Source organism: Streptomyces sp. NPDC043876 (genome assembly GCF_056435825.1).
The window spans coordinates 797,928-819,953 of the sequence record NZ_JBWKDV010000002.1 but is presented as its reverse complement, the minus strand read 5'-3'; the positions used below and the strand labels follow the sequence as shown (position 1 = coordinate 819,953).

General features: G+C 74.0%; 19 protein-coding genes. 4 read left to right on the top strand and 15 right to left on the bottom strand.

The window, feature by feature from the left end:
* Positions 1-58: 58 nt before the first annotated feature.
* Complete coding sequence (locus AC0693_RS08775) at positions 59-2,062, top strand: chorismate-binding protein (RefSeq protein ID WP_478801303.1); 2,004 nt, start codon at positions 59-61, stop codon at positions 2,060-2,062.
* Positions 2,063-2,109: 47 nt separating this feature from the next.
* On the opposite strand, the gene AC0693_RS08770 is transcribed toward AC0693_RS08775, so the two are convergent.
* The 5 genes from AC0693_RS08770 to AC0693_RS08750 form a co-directional block, all read right to left on the bottom strand.
* Positions 2,110-3,105: a 2-hydroxyacid dehydrogenase gene (locus tag AC0693_RS08770; RefSeq protein WP_478801302.1), complete on the bottom strand. Its 996-nt coding sequence runs from the start codon at positions 3,103-3,105 to the stop codon at positions 2,110-2,112.
* A 137-nt stretch (positions 3,106-3,242) separates the two neighbouring features.
* A complete protein-coding gene (locus AC0693_RS08765; protein ID WP_478741443.1) occupies positions 3,243-4,271 on the bottom strand; it encodes a 6-phosphofructokinase in 1,029 nt (342 codons plus the stop codon).
* 195 nt (positions 4,272-4,466) lie between these two features.
* Positions 4,467-5,111: a response regulator transcription factor gene (locus tag AC0693_RS08760; RefSeq protein ID WP_356409792.1), complete on the bottom strand. Its 645-nt coding sequence runs from the start codon at positions 5,109-5,111 to the stop codon at positions 4,467-4,469.
* A gap of 92 nt (positions 5,112-5,203) precedes the next feature.
* Positions 5,204-6,418 carry a MacS family sensor histidine kinase gene (gene macS / locus AC0693_RS08755; RefSeq protein ID WP_478801301.1) on the bottom strand — a complete coding sequence of 405 codons (1,215 nt, stop codon included), beginning with the start codon at positions 6,416-6,418 and terminating at the stop codon, positions 5,204-5,206.
* Between the two features lie 84 nt (positions 6,419-6,502).
* On the bottom strand, positions 6,503-7,300 hold the full coding sequence (locus AC0693_RS08750; protein ID WP_478741474.1) for a lysophospholipid acyltransferase family protein: 798 nt from the start codon (positions 7,298-7,300) through the stop codon (positions 6,503-6,505).
* Between the two features lie 165 nt (positions 7,301-7,465).
* On the opposite strand from AC0693_RS08750, the gene AC0693_RS08745 reads away from it, so the two are divergent.
* Both AC0693_RS08745 and AC0693_RS08740 read left to right on the top strand, forming a co-directional pair.
* Positions 7,466-8,245 (top strand): alpha/beta hydrolase, encoded by a 780-nt coding sequence (locus AC0693_RS08745; RefSeq protein ID WP_356409750.1) that lies wholly within the window; start codon positions 7,466-7,468, stop codon positions 8,243-8,245.
* Positions 8,238-8,846, top strand: coding sequence for a hypothetical protein (locus AC0693_RS08740; RefSeq protein WP_478801300.1), 609 nt, complete (start codon positions 8,238-8,240; stop codon positions 8,844-8,846). The genes AC0693_RS08745 and AC0693_RS08740 overlap by 8 nt, the downstream gene beginning before the upstream one ends.
* Positions 8,847-9,291: 445 nt before the next feature.
* On the opposite strand, the gene AC0693_RS08735 is transcribed toward AC0693_RS08740, so the two are convergent.
* From AC0693_RS08735 to AC0693_RS08710, 6 genes are all read right to left on the bottom strand, one after another.
* The gene (locus tag AC0693_RS08735; RefSeq protein ID WP_356409745.1) at positions 9,292-10,068 is read right to left on the bottom strand and encodes an endonuclease/exonuclease/phosphatase family protein; all 777 of its coding nucleotides are present in this window, start codon (positions 10,066-10,068) and stop codon (positions 9,292-9,294) included.
* Between the two features lie 71 nt (positions 10,069-10,139).
* Positions 10,140-11,081 (bottom strand): ROK family glucokinase, encoded by a 942-nt coding sequence (locus AC0693_RS08730; RefSeq protein ID WP_356409743.1) that lies wholly within the window; start codon positions 11,079-11,081, stop codon positions 10,140-10,142.
* A 62-nt stretch (positions 11,082-11,143) separates the two neighbouring features.
* Positions 11,144-11,659, bottom strand: a complete 516-nt coding sequence (locus AC0693_RS08725; RefSeq protein WP_478801299.1) for a DUF5304 domain-containing protein — start codon at positions 11,657-11,659, stop codon at positions 11,144-11,146.
* 71 nt (positions 11,660-11,730) lie between these two features.
* The gene (locus tag AC0693_RS08720; protein WP_478801298.1) at positions 11,731-12,954 is read right to left on the bottom strand and encodes an ArsA family ATPase; all 1,224 of its coding nucleotides are present in this window, start codon (positions 12,952-12,954) and stop codon (positions 11,731-11,733) included.
* A 76-nt stretch (positions 12,955-13,030) separates the two neighbouring features.
* Positions 13,031-13,471, bottom strand: coding sequence for an SRPBCC family protein (locus tag AC0693_RS08715; RefSeq protein WP_356409735.1), 441 nt, complete (start codon positions 13,469-13,471; stop codon positions 13,031-13,033).
* 106 nt (positions 13,472-13,577) lie between these two features.
* Positions 13,578-14,366, bottom strand: coding sequence for a metallophosphoesterase family protein (locus tag AC0693_RS08710; protein ID WP_478801370.1), 789 nt, complete (start codon positions 14,364-14,366; stop codon positions 13,578-13,580).
* A 270-nt stretch (positions 14,367-14,636) separates the two neighbouring features.
* Here AC0693_RS08710 and AC0693_RS08705 point away from each other — a divergent pair, with 270 nt between their 5' ends.
* Positions 14,637-16,433 carry an AMP-dependent synthetase/ligase gene (locus AC0693_RS08705; RefSeq protein ID WP_356409730.1) on the top strand — a complete coding sequence of 599 codons (1,797 nt, stop codon included), beginning with the start codon at positions 14,637-14,639 and terminating at the stop codon, positions 16,431-16,433.
* A 191-nt stretch (positions 16,434-16,624) separates the two neighbouring features.
* Here the strand turns inward: AC0693_RS08705 and AC0693_RS08700 are convergent, their stop codons facing one another.
* The 4 genes from AC0693_RS08700 to AC0693_RS08685 all read right to left on the bottom strand — a co-directional run bounded on the left by AC0693_RS08700 (position 16,625) and on the right by AC0693_RS08685 (position 21,795).
* Positions 16,625-18,241 (bottom strand): GMC oxidoreductase, encoded by a 1,617-nt coding sequence (locus AC0693_RS08700; protein ID WP_478801297.1) that lies wholly within the window; start codon positions 18,239-18,241, stop codon positions 16,625-16,627.
* Between the two features lie 138 nt (positions 18,242-18,379).
* Positions 18,380-19,522 carry a glycosyltransferase family 4 protein gene (locus tag AC0693_RS08695; protein WP_469319219.1) on the bottom strand — a complete coding sequence of 381 codons (1,143 nt, stop codon included), beginning with the start codon at positions 19,520-19,522 and terminating at the stop codon, positions 18,380-18,382.
* Between the two features lie 19 nt (positions 19,523-19,541).
* Entirely contained in the window at positions 19,542-20,663 is a 1,122-nt protein-coding gene (locus AC0693_RS08690; RefSeq protein WP_478801296.1) for a hypothetical protein, read from the bottom strand.
* Positions 20,664-20,757: 94 nt separating this feature from the next.
* The gene (locus AC0693_RS08685; protein WP_356409718.1) at positions 20,758-21,795 is read right to left on the bottom strand and encodes a C40 family peptidase; all 1,038 of its coding nucleotides are present in this window, start codon (positions 21,793-21,795) and stop codon (positions 20,758-20,760) included.
* Positions 21,796-22,026 lie beyond the last annotated feature (231 nt).

The window sequence follows — 22,026 nt, the reverse complement described above, 5'->3', positions numbered from 1 at the left end:
CTTCGGTGTTTTCCGGGCCGCTCCTCTCCACGCACCCACTGGAAGGACCGCCCATCCCATGAGGCACACGGACCCCCTGACCGGCTCCCCGGACGTCGCCGCCCTGCTCGCCTCGCTGGCCGACCCCTCGGGGCCGCCCTTCGCGCTGCTGCGCCGGCGCACCCCCGGCCTGGACCACGACGCCGTCGAGGTGCTGACCGGCCCGGTGCACACGGCGGAGCGCCTCGCCGACCTGCCGGTCGGGGACCTGCCCACGCTCGCCCTGGTGCCGTTCCGGCAGATCCGCGAGCGCGGCTTCGACGTCCGCGACGACGGGACCCCGCTGAGCGTGCTGGCCGCCGAGCACGCCTACGCCCTGCCGCTCGACGCGGTCCTCGCGGCGCTCCCGGACCACGAGGTGCGGGTCGAGGGCGGGGGCTTCGACGTCCCCGACGAGCGGTACGCGGCGACCGTCGAGCGGGTCGTCCGGGACGAGATCGGCCGCGGCGAGGGGGCGAACTTCGTCATCCGGCGCACCTACGAGGGCAGCGTCCCGGGCTTCGGCCGGGCAGACGCGCTGGCGCTGTTCCGGCGGCTGCTGGTGGCCGAGCGCGGCGCGTACTGGACGTACGTCGTGCACACCGGGAACGAAGAAGGGCCCGAAGGGCCTTCCCCGGAAGGGCGGCGGCGGGCGACGGGCGGGCGCACCCTGGTCGGGGCGAGCCCCGAGGTCCACGTCCGCATGACCGGCGGCACGGTGGTGATGAACCCGATCAGCGGCACCTACCGCTACCCCGCCGGGGGCCCCACGGCTGACTCCCTCCTCGCCTTCCTCGGCGACCGCAAGGAGACCGAGGAACTGTCGATGGTCGTCGACGAGGAACTGAAGATGATGTGCACGGTCGCCGACCGGGGCGGGATCGTCGTCGGACCGCGGCTCAAGGAGATGTCCCACCTCGCGCACACCGAGTACGAGCTGCGCGGCCGCTCCACCCTGGACGTGCGGGAGGTGCTGCGCGAGACGATGTTCGCGGCGACCGTCACCGGCTCCCCGGTGCAGAACGCCTGCCGGGTCATCGAGCGGTACGAGTCCGGTGGCCGCGGCTACTACGCGGGCGCGCTCGCCCTGCTCGGCCGGGACGCCGAGGGCGGCCAGACCCTGGACTCCCCCATCCTGATCCGCACCGCCGACATCTGCGCCGACGGCACGCTGCGCGTCCCGGTCGGCGCGACGCTGGTGCGCCACTCCGACCCGGCGGCGGAGGTCGCCGAGACGCACGCCAAGGCCGCCGGGGTGCTGGCGGCCCTCGGGGTGCGCCCGGCGGCGCCCCGGCCCGCGGCCGGCTCGGCGCGGCTCGGCGAGGACCCCCGGGTACGGGCCGCCCTGGCCGCGCGCCGCCGGGACCTGGCCCCCTTCTGGCTGCGGATGCAGGACCGGCCCGAGCGGGCCGCGGGGCACGCGCTGGTCGTCGACGCGGAGGACACCTTCACGGCGATGCTGGCGCACGTGCTGCGGGTGGGCGGGCTGGAGGTGACCGTACGGCGCCACGACGATCCGGGGCTGCGCGCCGCCGCCCTCGCGTGGACGGGCCCGGTCGTGCTCGGCCCCGGCCCGGGCGACCCGGCGGACGCCGCCGACCCCCGGATGCGGCGGCTGCGCGCACTGGCCCGCGACCTGCTGGCCACACACCGGGACGGGATCCTGGGCGTCTGCCTGGGCCACGAGCTGCTGGCCGCCGAACTGGGCCTCCCACTGGTCCGCAAGGCCGAGCCCGCCCAGGGGGCGCAGAGCGCGGTCGGCCTCTTCGGCGCCCGCGAGGTGGTGGGCTTCTACAACACCTACACCGCGCGCTGCGACGACGCCGCTGCGGCCCGGCTGGCCGCCGCGGGCGTGGAGGTCTCCCGGGACCCGGCGACGTACGAGGTCCACGCCCTGCGTTCGGCTCCGGGCGCGGGGGCGACGGGCGCGGCGGGCGCCTTCGCCGGCGTCCAGTTCCACCCGGAGTCGGTGCTGACCCTGCGCGGCGCCGACCTGGTCCGCGACCTGCTGGCGGCCATGCGGCCGGTGCCCGCCGGGTCCTGACCGCCCGGCCGGCCCACCGTCCCCCCGGGCAGCCGCTCGGGGGACGGTCAGGCGGGCGGGACCAGGGTGTTCTGCGAGCGGCGGCCCGCCAGGTAGTCGCTCACGTTGGCGACCGTCGTGGCGATGATCTGCTCGACCGCGTCCCGCGTGTAGTACGCCTGGTGCGAGGTGACCACCACGTGCGGGAAGGTCACCAGCCGCGCCAAGGTGTCGTCCTCGACCGCGTCCAGCGACTTGTCCAGGAAGAACACCCCGGCCTCCGCCTCGTACACGTCCAGCCCCACGCCCGAGAACCGTCCGGCGCGCAGCTCGCCGACGAGCGCGTCGGTGTCGACCAGGCCGCCCCGGCTGGTGTTCACGAGCACCGCGTCGTCCTTCATCGTCCGCAGCGCCGCCGCGTCGATGATGTGGTGCGTGGAGTCCAGCAGCGGCACGTGCAGGCTGACCAGGTCCGCCGCCGCCAGGAGCTCGTCCTTCTCGACGTACTTCATGCCCAGCTCCACGCACGCCGGGTTCTGCGCGACGTCCCAGCCCAGCAGGTTCATCCCGAACCCGTGGGCGATCCTGGTGAACGCCTCGCCGATCTTGCCGGTGCCCAGCACGCCCACGGTGCGGCCGTGCAGGTCCCGGCCCATCAGGCCGTTCAGCCGGAAATCGAAGTCGCGGGTGCGGTTGGAGGCCCGCACGATCCGCCGGTTGACCGCCATCGCGAGCGTCCAGGCGAATTCGGCGACCGAGTAGGGCGAGTAGTACGAGACGCGGCCGACCGTCATGCCGAGGCGGCCCGCGACCTCCAGGTCGATGTTGTTGAAGCCGGTCGAACGCTGCGCGATCATCCGCGTCCCGCCCGCTGCCAAGGTCCGCAGCACCCGCCCGTTCAGGTCGGCGTTCACGCTGGAGGAGACGATCTCGTAGCCCGCCGCGATCGGCGCGGTGTCCTCGCTCAGGAAGACGTCCAGGCAGCGCGCCTCGTGCTGTCCCGCGAAGGCCCGCTCCAGCAGCGGTTTTTCGTCGGCCGTCACACCGAACGCCAGGATCTCCACGCTTGCTCCTGTCCGTAGGACCGGCCGGACCACGGGTCGCCCACGTGGCGGACGCACACCTTCCGCCACGATACGACCCGGGGTCACGGCGCGCCCCCCGGCCTTCGGCCGCCGGTCACCGGCCGTCGGCCCCCCGCTCAGCCGAAGAAGACCCCGGCCTCCGCGTACAGCGCGGGATCCACCGTCTTCAGCTTCGCCGTCGCCTCGGCGATCGGCACCCGGACGATGTCCGTCCCCTGGAGGGCGACCATCTTCCCGAAGTCCCGCTCCCGCACCGCGTCGATCGCGTGCAGGCCGAAGCGGGTGGCGAGCCAGCGGTCGAAGGCGCTCGGCGTGCCGCCGCGCTGCACGTGGCCCAGTACGGTCGTCCGCGCCTCCTTGCCGGTCCGCGCCTCGATCTCCAGCGCCAGCCACTCCCCGACGCCCGAGAGCCGGACGTGCCCGAAGGAGTCCTTCGTGGCGTCTTTCAGCACCATCTGGCCGTCCTTGGGCATGGCGCCCTCGGCGACGACCACGATCGGCGCGTAGCTCGCCCTGAAGCGGGAGGTCACCCACGCGCAGACCTGGTCGACGTCGAAGCGCTGCTCTGGGATGAGGATGACGTTGGCGCCGCCCGCCAGCCCCGAGTGCAGGGCGATCCAGCCCGCGTGCCGGCCCATGACCTCGACGACCAGGACCCGCATGTGCGATTCGGCGGTGGTGTGCAGCCGGTCGATGGCCTCGGTGGCGATGCCGACGGCCGTGTCGAAGCCGAAGGTGTAGTCGGTCCCCGACAGGTCGTTGTCGATGGTCTTCGGGACGCCGACGCAGGGGATGCCGTAGTCCTCGAACAGCTTCGCCGCGACCCCGAGGGTGTCCTCGCCGCCGATCGCGATCAGCGCGTCGACCTCGTACTTGCCGAGGTTCTCCTTGATCCGGCGCACCCCGTGCTCCACGGTGAACGGGTTGGTGCGCGAGGAGCCGAGGACCGTGCCGCCGCGGGGCAGGATGCCGCGGACCTCCGGGATGCCGAGCGGCACGGTGGCGCCCTCGACCGCGCCGCGCCAGCCGTCCTTGAACCCGATGAAGTCGTACGCGTACTCCTGGACGCCCTTGCGCACCGCCGCACGGATGACCGCGTTGAGCCCGGGGCAGTCGCCGCCGCCGGTCAGCACTCCGACCTTCATGGAATCTTCCCTTCGCCAAGGGGCCCGCTGAGCCCGCACGGCGGCCACGCTAGTGGTGACGCAGGTCACCCGACCCGGGCGCGGAGGGTCGTTTCCAGAGGATTCAAGGGCGGCTGCGCACTCACGTTCACTCGTACGGGAATTCGTACGATTACACGCGGTTCCCACCCGGTCGCACGCTTCCGCCGCGCGGTGCTACGCGTCGTCGAGGCCCCGCTCGATCGCGTACCGGACCAGCTCCACCCGGTTGTGCAACTGGAGCTTGCCCAGGGTGTTCTGGACGTGGTTCTGCACCGTGCGGTGGGAGATGACCAGGCGCTCCGCGATCTGCTTGTACGACAGGCCCTTGGCCACCAGCCGCAGCACCTCGGTCTCCCGGTCGGTCAGCTGCGGCGCCTTGCGCTCGTCGGCGGCGGCCGGGGCGGGGTCGCCGGCCAGGCGGCGGTACTCGCCGAGGACCAGACCGGCCAGGCCCGGGGTGAAGACCGGGTCGCCGACCGCGGTGCGGTGCACGGCCTCGATGAGCTCACCGGCGCCCGCCGACTTCAGCAGGTAGCCCGTGGCGCCGGACTTGACCGCCTCCAGTACGTCGGCGTGCTCGCCGCTGGCCGACAGGACGAGCACCCGTAGGGCGGGATCGGCGCCGACCAGTTCCTTGCAGACCTGCACGCCGGGCATGCCGGGCAGGTTGAGGTCGAGGACCAGGACCTGGGGCGCGGCGGCGCGCGCCCGGCGGACCGCTTCGGGTCCGTCGCCCGCCGTGGCGACCACGTCGAAGCCCGCGGCGGCGAGGTCGCGGGCGACGGCGTCGCGCCACATCGGGTGGTCGTCGACGACCATCACCTTGATGTCGGCCGCGCCCGCCCGGCCGCCGGAGCCGGATCCGTCGCGTCGTCCTGCGTGACCCGTGTGTCCTTCGTGTCCGGTGTTCATCAGGAACCCGTCCTCCCCCTCGGTACTTTCAGTTCCACTTCGGTGCCCTGGCCCGGTACGGAGACCAGCTCGGCGGTGCCGCCCAGGTCCCGCAGCCGCCCGCGGATCGACTGGGCCACGCCGAGGCGGCCTTCGCCCGCGGCCTGGTCCAGGCGGCCCGCCGCGATGCCCGGCCCGTCGTCCCGGACGGTGACGATCACCTCGTCGCCCCAGTCCTCGACCAGGATCCAGGCCCGGGCCCCCTCGCCCGCGTGGCGGCGCACGTTGTCGAGGGCGGCGCCGACCGCGGCGGCCAGCTCCCGCGCGGAGGGCGCCGGGAGCGGGACCGGGGCGCCCGGTTCCGCGAAGCTCACCCGCGACCCGGCGTGCGGGGCCAGCAGGGACCGCAGGTCCAGCTCCCCGTCGTCAGCGCCCGGTTCCTCCACGTCGACGCAGTCCACGAAGGCGCCCCGCGACTCGTCGCGGGAGACCCGGGAGGGGGGCACGAGCCCGCTGGAGACCAGGGTGCGCAGCGCCACCTCCTGCTCGCCGGCCATCCGGCCCAGCTCGGCGGCCTCACCGCCGACCTCCGCGCCGCGCCGCTGGACCATGGCGAGGACCTGGAGGACCCCGTCGTGGATGTCGCGGGCGAGGCGCTCGCGTTCGCGGGTGGCGGCCTCGATCTCCAGGGCGCGGGCGAGCGTCGCCTCACTGGCCCGGGCGACCTCGACGACGTACCCGATGGCTATGGAGGCGACCCAGACCAGCAGCACGTTGTGCAGGGTGTCCCGGGTCGGTTCGCCGCGCTGGATCACGATGTTGGCGACGGCGACGACGGTGGAGGCGAAGCCGGCCCAGCGCCAGCCGCCCTTGATCGCGAAGGCCAGGACGGCGCCCGCGGTCCAGATCGACGGCAGGGTCGGACCGCCGCCGGCGATCCGCGCCTGGGTGTCGGCGAGCGGGGTCAGCAGGATGCCGAGGACCGCGACCGCCAGGTCGCAGCCGAGGAACACCTTGGTGCACCGGGCCGCGTTGGCCACCCGGGAGAAGGTGGCCAGGGTCCACAGCACGAGGAGGCCGAGGTAGCAGCCGGCGACCCAGGGGCGGTCGAACTCGCGGTGGGCGAAGCCGAAGAGCAGCACCGCGTAGACCGCGGTGAGCAGCCGGTAGGCGGTCAGCGCCCGCCACAGCGGCAGCTCCACCGACATGCGCACGACGCGCTCGCGCTTGGCCATCTCCCCCACCCCTTACGGGCGGCGGCCCCGCCGGAACCCGCCCGGACCCGCCCGCCCCGCACCGCTCACGTCCCGCACCGCGCCCTACTTCGGCCCGGTGCCCGCGTCCTTGTCCCGGGCTTCCTTGTCCTGGGCTTCCTTGTCCTGGGCTTCCTTCGCCAGGGCTTCCCTCGCCTTGGCCTCCGCCGCCTGGTCGGCCTTGGCGGCCTTCTCGGCGTCGGCGATCTGCCGCTTGGCGGCGGTCGCGTAGATGTCGACGTACTCCTGGCCGGAGAGCTTCATGATCTCGTACATGACCTCGTCGGTCACCGAGCGCAGGATGAAGCGGTCGCCGTCCATGCCGTGGTAGCGGCTGAAGTCGAGCGGCTTGCCGATCCGGATGCCCGGGCGCATCAGCTTCGGCATCACCTTGCCGGGAGGCTGGATCTTCTCCGTGTCGATCATCGCCACGGGGATCACGGGGGCTCCGGTGGCCAGCGCCACCCGGGCCAGCCCGCCGGGCTTGCCGCGGTACAGGCGGCCGTCGGGCGAACGGGTCCCCTCGGGGTAGATGCCGAACAGCTCACCGCGCTCGATGACGTCGATGCCGCTCTTGATCGCGGCCTCGCCCGCGCCGCGCGCGCCGGATCGGTCCACCGGGAGCTGGCCGACGCCCTTGAAGAAGGCGGCCGTCAGCTTGCCCTTGACGCCCGGCGACGTGAAGTACTCCGCCTTGGCGATGAAGGTGACCTTCCGGTCCAGCACCGCGGGCAGGAAGAAGGAGTCCGAGAAGGAGAGATGGTTGCTCGCGAGGATCGCCGGCCCCTCGGCGGGAATGTTCTCGAGGCCCTCCACCCAGGGCCTGAAGGCGAGCTTCAGGGAGCCGCCGATGGAGAACTTCATTGCGCCGTAGATCAACTCGAAAGCCTTCCTTTGTCTGTCGAACAGACCTTAACCCGTGACCGCCCTTGTGACGGCCCGACGACCCTGGTCGGTGTCAGCGCGGTCGCGTACGGTGAAGTCACACAGCGCACCCGCCCCCAGAACGTGATGATCAAGGAGAATCAGGTGCCCGTCCTCCCTGGAGCCGAGCCGTTCCGCCACGAGGGCGGAGAGGTCGGTGTCCTCCTCTGCCACGGCTTCACCGGTTCTCCGCAGTCGCTGCGCCCCTGGGCCGACTACCTGGCCGAGCGCGGGCTGACGGTGTCGCTGCCGCTGCTCCCCGGGCACGGCACCCGGTGGCAGGACATGCAGCTCACCGGCTGGCAGGACTGGTACGCCGAGGTCGACCGGGCGCTGCGGGAGCTGCTGGAGCGGTGCGAACAGGTCTTCGTCTTCGGGCTGTCGATGGGCGGCGCGCTCTCGCTGCGCCTCGCCGCGAAGCACGGGGACGCGATCAGCGGCCTGGTCCTCGTCAACCCGGCCAACAAGGTGCACGACCCGCTGGCCTTCGCGCTGCCCGTCGCCCAGCACTTCGTCCGCTCCACGCCGGGCATCGCGAGCGACATCGCCAAGGAGGGTTCGCGGGAGGTCGGCTACGACCGCGTCCCGACCCGGGCGGCGCACTCGTTGCGCCGGTTCTTCCGGCTCGTGGACACCGAACTGCCCCAGGTGACGCAGCCGCTGCTGCTCCTGCACAGCCCGCAGGACCACGTCGTCCCGCCCGCGGACTCGGCGCGGATCCTGGCCCGGGTGTCCTCCACCGACGTCACCGAGACCCTGCTGGAACAGAGCTACCACGTCGCGACGTTGGACCATGACGCGGAGCGGATCTTCGCGGACAGCTACGCGTTCATCGGGCGGCTCGCGCAGAGCATCGGCAGGGAGGGGGCGGCCAGCGGTGGCTGAGCACGAGGAGTCGTCGGGCGGCGTACCGCCGCTGGACGAGGAGGCGGCGTGGGCGGCGATCGTCGCCGGATACGGGCAGGAACCGCCGGACCCGCCGGGGTCGCGGCCCTTCAGACCGATCGAGAACCTGATGCTGCCGGAGGACGACGTGGCGGCGGAGCCGGTGGCTCCGCCGAAGCCGGCGGATCCGAAGTCGGCGGGTCCCGAACCGGTTGCGGACGCCGGGCCGGCGGGGCCGCCGGTGCTGGGGAGTTCCGTGGTGTTCGCCCCGGGCGTGGGGGTCGGTCCGCGGGACCACTCCCTGCCGGAGGCGTCGGCGGGCTCCGCGGACGCGGGTGACGGGGCGGACGAGGGGCACTTCGTGCCGCCGGAGCCCCCGCCGCTTCCGTCGGGCGACCCGACGTCCCGTTTCGCCTGGCTGGCGGTGGTGGGCGGGCCGCTGCTGCTGCTGGTGGCGGTGCTGCTCCAGTGGGAGATGACCTGGTGGCTCACGACGCTGGGCATCGGCGGCTTCCTGGGCGGGTTCGCGACGCTGGTGGCGCGTATGGCGAGCGGTGACGACGACGAGGACGACCACCCGGGCCGCGGCGCGGTGGTCTGACCCCGCCCCCTGCCCTCAATCGCCGGGCGGGCTGGTGTGACACCGGTCGGCTGCCGCCCCGGCCCGTCGCCGCCTCCGGCGAGGGCCCTCAAACGCCGGGCAGGCTGAACTGCTGCCCTCAAACGCCGGGCGGGCTGGTGTGACACCGGTCGGATGCCATCCCCGGCCCGTCGCCGCCTCCGGCGGGGGCCCTCAAACGCCGGGCGGGCTGGTTCTGCCCGGCCCAGCAGTACGCGGCACAACCCCGACACCCCTCCTCCCGGTCCGCCCCCGCGGCAGCCCCCAGGCCCAGCCACCTCAAGCCCGCCCGGCGATTGAGGGCACCCCGCCGGAGGCGACACCCACCGGAGGCCACACGGTACGGGCGGACCACATCCAGCCTGCCCGGCGATTGAGGGCACCCCGCCGGAGGCGACGCCCGGCGGGGGCCCCACGGGCGGGGCGGCTAGCTCGCCGGGAGGCGGAGGGCGGCCAGGACCGGGTAGTGGTCGGTCGCGGCACGCAGGTCCGCGACCGAGACCCCCGGCAGTCCCACGGGGACACCGCAGCCCAGCACCTCCACCCCCCGCGAAGCGAACACGGCATCGATCCGCCGCGCCGGATCCGTCCGCACCCACGTGTGCTCCCCGCCCCACGGCGCCACCGCCCAGCAGTCCTGCAGCTCCGCCGCGAGCCGCCGGAAGGCCGGCCCCTCCGGCCGCTCGTTGATGTCCCCGGCCGCCACGACGTACGGGACGTCCATCCCGGCCAGCCGCTCCAGCAGCAGGCCCGCCTGCTCGTACCGCTCCGCCGCCCGCAGGGACAGGTGCGCGCTGAGGACGCCCACCCGGACGCCCCCGATCCGGACCACGGCCGTCGCGAAGCCGCGCCGGTGCTCCCCGGGGGCGAGCGGCAGCAGCACGTCCTCGGTCCGTTCCACGGAGGCCCTCAGCGAGCACAGCAGCAGCGGCCCGGCAGCCGTCGCACCCCCGCTCAGCACCACCAGGTCCGTCTTCGACGCGAGGCGCGCCGCGTGTTTGCGCCAGCGGAAGAACCGCGGCGCTTCCTGGATGAAGACCAGGTCGGGGGCGCACGCCCGGATGACCCGGACCAGCGCTTCCTCGTCGTCGCGCAAGGAGCGCACGTTGTAGCCGAGCACCCGGATCACGGCGGAACCGTCGGGCTCGGTGAGCGATGCGGGCAGCGGAGGCACGTCCACGGCCATGTCCACGGGCAGGTCCATACGGACCAACCTATGCAGCTGCCCGCCGCTCCCCCAGGGGGCGCGACGGGCAGATTGCGAGAGGAGCGAACTCAGCCCTGGCGGGCCAGGTCGGCCGCGCCGACGAGCCCGGCCTTGCCGCCGAGCTGGGCGGCGAGGACCTGCGCGTGCGGCCGCCAGGCGCCGCCGACCAGCCAGCGCTTGAAGGACTTGCGGATCGGGTCGAGGACGAGGTCGCCCTCGTCCGAGACCCCGCCGCCGACGATGAACGCCGACGGGTCGAAGAGCGAGGCCAGATCGGCCAGACCGGCGCCCGCCCAGCGGGCCAGCTCGCGGAAGGCGTCGACCGCCACCAGGTCGCCCGCGCGCGCGGCCTCGCTGATGTGCTTGCCCTCGATGCCCTCGGGCGTGCCGTCGCCGAGCGCGAGCAGCGTCGTCGCGTTCTCGGGGGTGGCGTTGGCCCGCTGCCGTGCGTACCGGACGAGCGCGCGCCCGGAGGCGTACTGCTCCCAGCAGCCCTGGCTGCCGCAGCCGCACAGCAGGCCGTCGGGGACGACCCGGATGTGCCCGAATTCGGCGGCGACGCCGAACCGTCCGCGGCGCAGCTTGTTGCCGATGATGATGCCGCCGCCCAGGCCGGTGCCGAGGGTGATGCAGATGACGTCGTCGTGGCCCTGGCCGGCGCCGAAGCGGTACTCGCCCCAGGCCGCGCAGTTCGCGTCGTTCTCGACGACGACCGGCAGGCCGATGCGCTGCTCGACCTTGTCCTTGAGCGGCTCGTGCCGCCAGTCGATGTTGGGTGCGAAGAGCACCGTCGCGCGCTTGTCGTCGACGTACCCGGCGGCGCCGATGCCGACGGCGTCGATGGTGTGGCTGCTGCCGACTTCGGACACTGCGGCGCAGATCGCGTCGGTCACGCCGTCCGCGGTCGGCGGGGTGGGCACCTTGTACGTCTCAAGGATGGTGCCCTCTTCGTCGACCACGCCGGCCGCGATCTTCGTGCCGCCGATGTCGACGCCGATGGTGAGTCCCATTAGTCCCTCGGTTTCCGGTCAAACCCCGCCGGGGCCCACGGTACCCGAGGGCTGGACGGGAATCAGTCGAGATCGATGCGCTCGGCGGGGCCGGATCCGTCGTCGCCGGCCTTGCCGTCCGTCGTACGCTCCCCCGTGCCGTCGCCCGCGCCCTGCCCGCGGGCGCCCGCGCCGGGGGCCGTGCGGGGCGAGGGCTCGTCCCGGGTCCAGCGGCGCTCGTGGCCCTCGACGGCCGAGCGGTAGGCGGCGAGCAGCTCGGATCCGGCGGCGGCGAGGTGGTCGAAAACCTCGGGGTTGCGCTCGATCACGGGCTTGACGGCGCTCTTGGCCTGGCTGACGAACTGGCGGGCGGCGCCCTGCGCGGCCATGCCGATCAGCGGGTTGTTGAGGCCCGCGACCTTGTCGGCGACGGCTTCGAAGAGCTTGAAGAGTTCCTCGGCCGGGCTCCCCGGGTCGGCGGGGCCCCCGCCCTGCGGGCCCTGGCGGGACCGGCGCCGTTCCCGCTCGGCGGCCAGGTCCTCGGCGCACGCCCTGGCCCAGGCGTCGTCGTCTGCGGGACGGTCGGTTGCCTCGCTCATGGCGGACTCTCCTGGGCAGGCTGCGGGGCGGTGGGAACACCCTCGACGTTACCCGAACGGCGGCACAGCGTTCAGGGTGCGACCGGCCACTGGCCCGGGTCCGGGGTGAAGCGGATGCGCAGCGTCCCCTCGTGCAGGCCCGCGCCGGAGACGGTGCAGCGGCGCAGCGCGGAGGGCAGCGAAACGATCCTGCGGAACGGGCCGGCCGTCAGCAGCAGCTCGTCCCCGCGCCGGACCAGGTCCAGGTCCTCCTTGACCGCGCCGGGGAGCGCGGCCGCCCAGACGAGCACCCCGTCCTCGGCGAGGCGGTCCTCGACCGCCCAGGCGCGGCGCGGCCCGGCGGGTACGTCCGCCAGCTCGTCCCGCGGGTCGAGCGCGGCCAGGTCCCCCGGACCGCGCGGGTCCGCGCCCAGGTGGTCCAGGGCGAGCCGGGCCGCGCCGGGGTGGGCCCCGGACCAGGCGGCGGCGTACTTCTCCTGCTGCGCGGCCAGTCCGGCCAGCCAGGGGTCCGCGGAGCTGCTGGGCACCAGCCGGTTGGCCACGACGGCCCCGACGGGCAGCTCGTGCAGGGCCAGTCCGAGCATCCCGAGCCGCAGCGCGCCGTCGGCGCCCGGTCCCGGCTCGGCGACCACCCGTACGGAGGTGGTGTCCGCCTCCACGACGGCCTGGACGGCGGCCAGTTCCTCGTCCCAGCGCGCGGCCGCCTCGTACAGCCACTGCGCGGGCATGGGGACGCCCGCCAGCTGGGCCAGTACGGGCCGCAGCGCGCGGGCGGCCTGCCGCTGGGCGGGCAGCAGCCGGGCCAGGTAGCGGCGCAGCTGGGCCGGGAGCGCGAGGGTGGCGACGGCCTGGTGGAAGGGCGGCATGTCGACCACCACCAGGTCGAAGGTTCCGGCGCGGGCGGCGCCGGCGGCCCGGCGCAGGGCGCGCAGCAGGGCGAACTGTTCGGCGCCGGGGAGTTCGGTGAGTTCCTCGGCGCCCAGGGGCCGTGCGCCGAGCATGCCGAGGACGGTGGCGCCGCGTTCCTGGAGGGTGACCAGCTCGGCGCGGAACTCGTCGGCCGAGTCGATCCGGGCGGCCCAGAGGCCGTCGGCCGCGACGGGTACCGCCGTGAGTCCGGGCGCCACCCTGGCCGCCGCCCCGAGGGCCGGGCCCAGCAGGGTGCCCAGCGGGTCACCGGGGTCGCCGGAGAGGACCAGCACCCGGCGTCCGCGCCGGGCCGCCGCGAGGGCGGTGGCGGCGGCGACGGTGGTGCGGCCCGCCCCGCCGGGGCCGGTGATCAGCAAGGTGTGCACGTGCGACGGCTCCGGGTCGGGTACTGCGGGTTCGGCGGGTGCGCGATGCGCGAGGGGCGGCGGGCCGCGACCGGTTCTAGACGGCCTCGACGCGCTTCTTCAGGCCGGCCAGCGCGCGGTCGATGATGACCTTCTCCGCCTTGCGCTTGATCATGCCGAGCATCGGGATCTTGACGTCCACGGTCAGCTGGTAGGTGACCTCGGTGCGCTTGCCGCCGTCGAGCGGGGCGAGCCGGTAGGAACCGTCGAGCTGGCGCAGCATCTGCGACTTGTCGAGGGTCCAGCTGACCTCGTCCGCGCCCTTCCAGGTGTAGTTGAGCGTGTGGTCGTCCTTGATCGCCCCGGCGTCGAGCAGCAGGCGCACCTTCTCGGCGCGGCCCGCGGCGTCGGAGGCCAGCACCTCGGCCTCCTTCACCTCGCCGGTCCACTCGGGGTAGCGCCCGAAGTCGGCGATCACGGCCATGACGTCCGCCGGCGCCGCGTCGATCGTGATGCTCGAGCTGGTGTGTTCCGCCATCGCGGTCGCTCCTCCGGGCTGGTGGCACCTCCCAGCGGCAGCTGGGGACGTGCGGGAAGTGTCGCGGCCTGCGGCCGCCGCGTGAAGGCTACCGCGCGGGCGGGGCTCACCACTCCAGGGCCCAGGGCCTTCCGGTCGACGCGAAGTGCCCCACGTTCACGCACTCGGTGGCGCCGATCCGCATCCGGCGGGCCAGCGGCTGGTGCACGTGTCCGAAGAGGGCGTACCGGGGCCGGGTCCGGCGGATGGCGTCGAGCAGGGCGGCGCTGCCGCGTTCGAAGCGGCGGGCCACGGTGTCGTAGCAGAGCTCGGGGACCTCGGGCGGGATGTGCGAGCACAGGACGTCGACCTCCCCGAGCGCCTCGATCTTGGCGGCGTACTCCTGCGGGTCCACCTCGTACGGGGTGCGCATCGGCGAGGGCAGGCCGCCGCCGACGAAGCCGAAGACCCGGCCGCCGATCTCCACGCGCTCGCCGTCGAGGACGGTGGTGCCGGGGCGGGCGTACTGCGGCCAGAGGGAGGGGATGTCGACGTTGCCGTAGGTGGCGTAGGTGGGGGTGGGGAAGGCGGCGAACATCTCCTCGTACTGCCGGCGCACCGCGCCCTCGATGACCTGCTCGCGGTCCAGGCCCGCCCACAGCTCGCGGCCCAGCGCGCGGGCCTCCTCGAAGCGCCGCTCGGTGCGCAGGGCGACGATCCGGTCGGCGTTCTCGACGCCGAAGAGGTCCGGGAAGATGCCGCGCGAATGGTCGGCGTAGTCCAGGAAGAGGACCAGGTCGCCCAGGCAGATCAGCGCGTCCGCGCCCTCCCCGGCCCGGGCCAGCGCCTCGGCGTTGCCGTGGACGTCGCTGACGACGTGGACCCGCGTGCCGCTCTTGGTCCCCGTGCCCGCCATGCGTTCGTTGCCGCTTTTCACACCACCCATGCAGCCACCCTAGGGGTGCGCGGGGGCGGGCCGCCGCCGGGGTGGGGCGGATCTCGTACAGCTGCCCGGACCTGCGGTTACTTCCGGGTCCCGAAGGGGGTCGACTACGCTCGGGTGGGTACGGCGGCGTCGTGTGACGCACGGAACATCTGGCCGGTTCCCTCTATCGGGAACCCACTACTCGTGGGTAACGTCCGGTCGGTCCACATCGTGGCGATGGCGCCCAGAGGAGCAGCAGTCTTGCGCGAGTTCAGCCTTCCGGCCCTGTACGAGGTCCCGTCGGACGGGAACCTGACGGATCTCATCCGCCGCAACGCCGCTCAGCATCCGGCCACCGCCGTCATGGCGCGCAAGGTCGCCGGCGCCTGGCAGGACGTCACCGCGACCGAGTTCCTGGCGGAGGTCCGCGCCACGGCCAAGGGCCTGATCGCGGCGGGCGTGCGGCCCGGCGACCGCGTCGCCCTGGTGTCGCGGACCCGCTACGAGTGGGTCCTGATCGACTTCGCGATCTGGAGCGCGGGCGCCGTCACCGTCCCCGTGTACGAGACCAGCTCGGCCGAGCAGATCCAGTGGATCCTCGGCGACTCCGGCGCGGCCGCCGTGATCGTCGAGAGCCCCGGGCACAGCGCGACCGTGGCCTCCCTGCGCGACCGGCTCCCCGAGCTGCGCGAGGTCTGGGAGATCGAAGCGGGCGCGCTGGAGTCCCTGCGCGCCGCGGGCGCCTCGGTCACCGACGCGGAGGTCGACGAGCGCAGCGGCCTCGCCAACGCCGACGACCCGGCCACCATCGTTTACACCTCGGGCACCACCGGCCGCCCCAAGGGCTGCGTGCTGACCCACCGCAACTTCTTCGCCGAGTGCGGCAACGTGGTGGAGCGCCTCAGCCCGCTCTTCCGCACCGGCGAGTGCTCGGTCCTGCTCTTCCTCCCGGCCGCCCACGTCTTCGGGCGCCTGGTCGAGGTGGCGGCGGTACTGGCCCCCATCCGGCTCGGCTGCGTGCCCGACATCAAGAACCTGACCGACGAACTCCAGTCCTTCAAGCCCACCCTCATCCTCGGTGTGCCGCGCGTCTTCGAGAAGGTCTACAACTCGGCGCGCGCCAAGGCCCAGGCCGAGGGCAAGGGCCGGATCTTCGACGCCGCGGCCGAGACCGCGATCGCCTACAGCCGCGCGCTGGACGCCCCGGGCGGCCCGTCCTTCGGGCTCCGGCTCAAGCACAAGCTGTTCACGAAGCTGGTCTACTCCAAGCTGCACACGGTCCTCGGCGGACGCGGCGAGTACGCGATCTCCGGCGGCGCCCCGCTCGGCGAGCGGCTCGGCCACTTCTTCCGCGGCATCGGCTTCACCGTGCTGGAGGGCTACGGCCTGACCGAGTCCTGCGCGGCGACCGCCTTCAACCCGTGGGACCGGACGAAGATCGGTACGGTCGGCCAGCCGCTCCCGGGGTCGGTCGTGCGCATCGCGGACGACGGCGAGGTGCTGCTGCACGGCGAGCACGTCTTCAGGGAGTACTGGAAGAACGAGACGGCCACCGCCGAGGCCCTGGCCGACGGCTGGTTCCGTACGGGCGACGTCGGCACCCTCGACGAGGACGGCTACCTCACGATCACCGGGCGCAAGAAGGAACTCATCGTCACCGCGGGCGGCAAGAACGTCGCTCCCGCGGTGATCGAGGACCGGATCCGCGCCCACGCGCTGGTCGCCGAATGCATGGTGGTCGGTGACGCGAGGCCGTTCGTGGCCGCGCTGGTGACCATCGACGAGGAGTTCCTCGGCCGGTGGGCGGCGGAGAACGGCAAGCCCGCGGGTTCGACCGCGGCGTCGCTGCGCGAGGACGCGGACCTCAACGCCGCCGTCCAGCAGGCGATCGACGACGGCAACGCGGCGGTCTCCAAGGCGGAATCGGTGCGGAAATTCCGCATTCTGCCCTCCCAGTTCACGGAGGAGTCGGGCCACCTGACGCCGTCGCTGAAGCTGAAGCGCCATGTGGTGGCGAAGGACTACGCGGACGAGGTCGAGGCCCTCTACCGCGGCTGAGCCCCACGTCCGCCCGGCCGGGCGGGGCTAGGGGGTGTCTGATGGATCTCCGTGGGTAAGGAGTGGCGTCCGGTGCGTGCTCTCGGTGTGCCGGCCGGAAGCTCGCGTACTGGACGTACTTGGGCTTTCGGCCGGTGCGGCGAGAGCGCGTGCCGGGCGTCGCGACGCCACGGAGATCCATCAGACACCCCCTAGCGCGGGTCCTCGGCGAGGATCCGCGCCATGTTCCGCTCGGCGAGCGCGGTGATGGTGACGAACGGGTTGACCCCGAGGGAGCCCGGGACGAGCGAGCCGTCGACGACGTACAGGCCCCGGTAGCCCCTGGCCCGGCCGTAGTCGTCGGTGGCGGCGCCCAGCACGCAACCGCCCAGCGGGTGGTAGGTGAAGTTGTCCGCGAAGTTCCGGTTGCCGCCGAACAGGTCGTAGCGGTAGATCGTCGCGTTGGCCCGGTTGATCCGGTCGAACAGGCGCCTCGCGGCGTCCACGGACGGGGTGTTCTGGTCCCGGGTCCACCGGAGCCGCGCCGAATCGGTGGCCGCGTCGTAGGTGAAGTGGCCGCGCTCCGGGTTCCTGGTGATCGCCAGGTACATCGAGATCCAGTGCTCGAACCCCATCGGCAGCGGCGCGATCTCGGCGAAGACGGGGTTCGAGGGGTTGTCCCAGTCGTCGATGCCGAGGGCGGGCATGGTCGCCTGGTGGGCGCCGACCGTGTCCCACAGGTGGTTGGCCCGGGCAGTCATCACGTTGCCGTTGTGGCCCCAGCCGCGCCCGACCTCCTCGCTGAGCCCGGGCAGCGCCCCGGTCTCGCGGGCGCGCAGCAGGATCTCGGTGGTGCCGAGGCTGCCCGCGCCCAGGAACAACTGCCCGCAGCCCAGTTCGCGGGTCCGGGTGACCCGCCCGGTCAGGTCGCTGGTCCGGACGGTGAGGACGTATCCCCCGGCCGGGTCCTGGCGTACCGCGACCACGCGCTGCATGGTCTCGATGGTGACGTTGCCGGTGCCGAGGGCGGCGGCGAGGTAGGTCTTGTCGACGCTCTTCTTGCCGTGGTTGTTGCCGTAGATGACCTCGCCCGCGAGCGCGGACTTCGTGGCGGTGCCGGCCGCCTCGCGCTGCATGTACGCGAAGTCGTAGACGTTGGGCACGAAGGTGGTCTTCAGGCCGGTGTTCCGGGCGTGTTTGCGGGAGATCCGGGCGAAGCGGTACCACTCGGTGGACTCGAACCAGGAGGGGTCGATGTCGTTGACACCGAGCATCTGCCGGGCCCGCGGGAAGTAGGTCCCGTACATCTCGTCGGCGTCGACCCGGGGCAGCACCTCGGTGAAGTACGCGCGCTTGGGGGTGGGCGCCATGCCGCCGTTGACGAGGGAGCCGCCGCCGACGCCGCGGCCGACGTAGACGGACATGTCGCCGTAGTTCACCCGGTCGAGGACGCCGGGGTAGGGGCTGATGTCGCGGTTGACCACGTCGAGCCAGAGGAACTGGGCGAGCGGGGCCTCGGTGCGCGTGCGGTACCACATGGAGCGCTGGTCGGGGGCGGAGGTGGAGGGGAACACCTTCCCGTCGGAGCCGGGGGTGTCCCAGAGCCGCCCCATTTCGAGGACGACGGTCCGTACGCCCGCCTGCCCGAGGCGCAGCGCGGCGACGGCGGAGCCGTAGCCGGATCCGACGACGATGGCGGGGGCGTACTGCGCGGCGGCGGGCTCGACGGCGGCCGCGGCGGACGGTCCGATCCGGGTGAATCCGAGGGCGGCCGCGCTCTGGAGGGCGCCGAGTCCCAGGAGGTGACGGCGCGTCAGTTGGGGTGTCATGCTCGCATCATGGGCGGAATCGTAACGTCCACCCAGATGCCGTATTGACAGATATCTGAGTAACAGTCAGACATGGCCAGGAGTGATCATCTTCGGTTCCGCGCCCTTCAGGAACGGCCCCTCCCCGGGCAATGGCTGTCACAGCAACCCGCGCAGCCGCTCCGCCAGCAGGTCCCAGCGCCACCGCTCCTCCACCCAGGCCCGGCCCCGCTCCCCCATCGCCCGGGCCAGCGCCGGATCGAGGAGCAGGGTGACGATCCGGTCCGCCGTGTCGCTCACCGAGCCGCCCCGGACCACCCAGCCCGTCTCCCCGTCCAGCACCGCGTCCGGCGCGCCCCCGGAGTCCCCCGCGACCACCGGCAGGCCGGTCGCCGACGCCTCCAGGTAGACGATCCCGAGGCCCTCCACGTCCAGCCCGCCCCGCCGGGTCCGGCACGGCATCGCGAAGACGTCGCCCGCCCCGAAGTGCGCGGGCAGCTCCCCCCACGGCAGGGCGCCGGTGAAGCGCACCGCGTCCACGACCCCGGTGGAGGCGGCCAGCGCCCGCAGCGCGCCCTCGTACGGCCCGCCGCCCACGATCAGCAGCACCGCGCCCGGCACCTCCGCACGGATCAGCGGCAGCGCCCGGATCAGGGTGTCCTGGCCCTTGCGCGGCACCAGCCGGGACACGCACACCACCACCGGCCGGTCCGCCAGCCCGAGCCGGGCCCGGATGAGGTCGCCGCCCGACCCGGGGTGGAAGGTCTTTTCGTCGACCCCGGGCGGCAGCCACGCCATCCGCGCCGCGGCCTCCTCGCCGAGCGCGCCCGCGATCCGCGAGCGGGTGTACTCGCCGAGGTAGGTGACCGTGTCCACGCCCTCGCCGATCCGGTGCAGCAGGCCGCGGGCGCCGGGCAGCTGAGCCCAGCCCGCCTCGTGTCCGTGCGTGGTCGCCACCACCCGCCGGGCGCCCGCCCGGCGCAGCGCGGGCCCCATCAGGGCGAGCGGGGCGGCGGCGCCGAACCAGACGGCCTCGCAGCCGTGTTCGCGCAGCAGGGCGGTGGCCCGGTGGGTCACGCGGGGGGTGGGGAGCAGCATCGTCGCCGGGTCCCGGACGACGGGGAAGGGCTGCGCCGCGTCGAAGGCGGCGGTGGCCGCGGCGGCCTCCGCGCCCCGCTTCCAGGTGGAGGCGTAGACGACCACCCGGCCGGGGTCCAGGCGCAGTGCCATGTTGTGGAGGAAGGCCTGGATGCCGCCCGGACGTGGCGGGAAATCGTTGGTCACGATCAGCGTCTTGTGCATCGTGCGGCGAGGCTACCGCTCACCGCAGCTCCTCCCGCAGGGTCGACTGCCACGTTCGGGTGAGCGCGGAGAGGTCGGTGTCCAGGGCGTCGCGCAGGGCCGTCGGCAGCGGGCTCCGGCCCGCGTCGGCATAGAGCCTGACCAGGGCCGCCTCGCCCCAGCGGTCGGCGATCAGCCGGCACGCCAGCCAGGCCCCCTCGTAGGCGCGGGCCATCGCCTGCGCGTCACTCCCGAAGGTGAACGCCTCGTTCGGGGGGAGCGCGGACGGAAGTTCACCCCGGCCCACGGCCCGGCGCAGGGCCGGGGCGGCCTCCGCCGGCGTGCGCCCGGTCGAGCGGTACGCCACCCAGTCCGCGAAGCCCTCGGAGAGCCACAGCGGGGTCGCGGCCGTGGTCGCGGAGCGGGTGGCGACGTGGGTGCTCTCGTGGGTGAGCACCACCTGGCGGCCCGGCTCGCTCAGGCCCTCGTACGCCTGCGGGTTGACCACCACCCGGTCGGCCGGGGCCGGGGAGACGCCGACCAGTCCGGTGGTCACCGCCGCCAGCCCCCGGTAGGAGTCGGCGGGCCGCCCCAGCAGGGCCGCCATGGCGTCCAGGCCCGCGGGGACCACGACCACCACCCGGCCCGCCCACGGCCGCGGCCAGGCGTCGCTCACCTCGGGCGCGGCCCGTCCGGCCACCACCGCGACCTCTTCCAGGCTCTCCCGGGACCGCCCGGAGGCGCCCAGCACCAGCGCGCGGTCCCCGCGCACCACGCTGACCGGGCCCTGGTCCCACAGCTGCGGCAGCGCGCCCGGCGCGGGCCGGTCACCGGTGACGTGCCATCCGCCGCCGTCCTCGCTCAGCGTCAGGGCGCGGCCGGAACCGGTGGGAGCGGCGTCGTAGCCGGTGAGCCGGTAGCGCAGTTCGGCGCGGACATCGGCCCGGGTGCCGTCCCGGCGCACCGAGGTGACCTCGTACGTCCAGCCCTCCAGCGGGACCGCGGCGAGCGCCGCGGGGGGCCGGGCCGACCAGGCGGCCACCGCCGCCCGCACGGCCCGCTCGGCGCCGTCGGGCGGAGCCGCCGGGCGGGCGCAGGCCGACCCGCCGGCCAGCAGCACGGCCAGCAGCGGGAGCAGCGCGCGCAGGGGACCCCGGACCATCCGGCGATCGTACGCGCGGAGGGCGGCCGCGCGATCACGGGGCGGGCTCCCCCGGAGGCGGGCCTCCTCAGGGGCGGGTCACCGAGGACACCGGTCAGGGGCGGGTCACCGAGGACACCGGCATCATCCCGACCGGGTCGTAGCGCACGGCGGCCCCCGGGTAGGGGGCGTGCACCACCTGGCCGTTGCCGACGTACATCCCGACGTGGCTGGCGTCGGAGCGGTAGGTCACCAGGTCGCCCGGCCGGGCCTCGGAGAGGGAGACCCGGCGCCCCGCGTGGCGCTGCTCCTGCGAGGTGCGCGGCAGGGAGACGCCCGCCTGCCGGTAGGACCAGACCATCAGCCCGGAGCAGTCGAACCCGGACGGCCCGGTGGCGCCCCACACGTACGGCCGCCCGATCGCGGCCCGGGCGGCCCGCACGGCTGCCGCGGCGCGCCCGGAGGAGGCGCCGCCGGAGCCGGGCGGTTCGGGCAGCGCGCCGGCCCGGTCGGCGGAGCGCGAGGACCGGTCGAAGGAGGCCCGTTCCTCCGACGGCATGGCGTTGAGCAGCCGCTGGGCGGCGGCGAGCTTGGCGGTGACGGACCGCTTGTGGCGGGCCGTGTCGGCGCGCAGCCCGTCGAGTTCGGCCAGCTTGCGGGAGGCCTCGCGGCGCTCCTGGTCCAGCGTGCGCTGCTCCTCGCGCAGTTCGTCGAGCTGCCGCGCCTGGCGGTCGGTCAGCCGGTCCAGCGCGCTGGCCTTGTCGAGGTACTCGTCGGGGTCCTCGGAGAGCATCAGCTCGACGGCCGGGTCGAGGCCGCCGGACTTGTACTGGGCCCCGGCGAAGCTGCCGAGCACCCCGCGCATGGTGTTGATCCGGTCCTGGCCGCGGGCCACGGCGTCCTGGGCGCGCAGGACTTCGGCGCGCAGCTTCGCGCTGCGCTCCCCGGCCGCGTTGAAGCGTTCGGTGGCCTGCTCGGCCTCCTCGAACAGCCGGTCCACCTGGGCCCGGGTACTGACGGGCGGATCCGCGGGGGCCGCGCCGGCCGGTCCGCCCGTCAGGGCGACCGCGGCGGTGGCCGCGGCGGCGGTCAGCACGGTGACCCTGGTGTTCCGGTCGTGCGCCGTAGGCGCGGGCCGGCGATGGGATGCCACGTCGAGCAGCTCCCTTCCGCTAGCGCGGGGCCCGGGTCCGCCCCCCGTGGGCGGCCGTGTGCCGGGTTCCGCGCTGGCAGACAGTAGCGGCCCGCTCACGCACCGGCCAACGACCGGCGGCGGGCACGCACAGTGACGCCCCGCCGGAGACCCAGGTCACCGGCGGGGCGAGGGGGCGCGGCGCGCCCTGGTAATTCGCCCGGATGGGCGGTCCGCGGCGCGTCCGCGGGC

What these genes read in the sequence shown, in the direction of transcription:
- macS (WP_478801301.1), bottom strand. Translation starts at nt 6,418, where the DNA reads ATGGCCAAGCGCGAGCGCGTCGTGCGCATGTCGGTGGAGCTGCCGCTG.
- AC0693_RS08715 (WP_356409735.1), bottom strand. Translation starts at nt 13,471, where the DNA reads ATGGCGGAACACACCAGCTCGAGCATCACGATCGACGCGGCGCCGGCG.
- AC0693_RS08725 (WP_478801299.1), bottom strand. Translation starts at nt 11,659, where the DNA reads ATGAGCGAGGCAACCGACCGTCCCGCAGACGACGACGCCTGGGCCAGG.
- AC0693_RS08700 (WP_478801297.1), bottom strand. Translation starts at nt 18,241, where the DNA reads ATGACACCCCAACTGACGCGCCGTCACCTCCTGGGACTCGGCGCCCTC.
- AC0693_RS08695 (WP_469319219.1), bottom strand. Translation starts at nt 19,522, where the DNA reads ATGCACAAGACGCTGATCGTGACCAACGATTTCCCGCCACGTCCGGGC.
- AC0693_RS08710 (WP_478801370.1), bottom strand. Translation starts at nt 14,366, where the DNA reads ATGGCGGGCACGGGGACCAAGAGCGGCACGCGGGTCCACGTCGTCAGC.
- AC0693_RS08765 (WP_478741443.1), bottom strand. Translation starts at nt 4,271, where the DNA reads ATGAAGGTCGGAGTGCTGACCGGCGGCGGCGACTGCCCCGGGCTCAAC.
- AC0693_RS08690 (WP_478801296.1), bottom strand. Translation starts at nt 20,663, where the DNA reads ATGGTCCGGGGTCCCCTGCGCGCGCTGCTCCCGCTGCTGGCCGTGCTG.
- AC0693_RS08760 (WP_356409792.1), bottom strand. Translation starts at nt 5,111, where the DNA reads ATGGTCGTCGACGACCACCCGATGTGGCGCGACGCCGTCGCCCGCGAC.
- AC0693_RS08735 (WP_356409745.1), bottom strand. Translation starts at nt 10,068, where the DNA reads ATGGACCTGCCCGTGGACATGGCCGTGGACGTGCCTCCGCTGCCCGCA.
- AC0693_RS08730 (WP_356409743.1), bottom strand. Translation starts at nt 11,081, where the DNA reads ATGGGACTCACCATCGGCGTCGACATCGGCGGCACGAAGATCGCGGCC.
- AC0693_RS08750 (WP_478741474.1), bottom strand. Translation starts at nt 7,300, where the DNA reads ATGAAGTTCTCCATCGGCGGCTCCCTGAAGCTCGCCTTCAGGCCCTGG.
- AC0693_RS08775 (WP_478801303.1), top strand. Translation starts at nt 59, where the DNA reads ATGAGGCACACGGACCCCCTGACCGGCTCCCCGGACGTCGCCGCCCTG.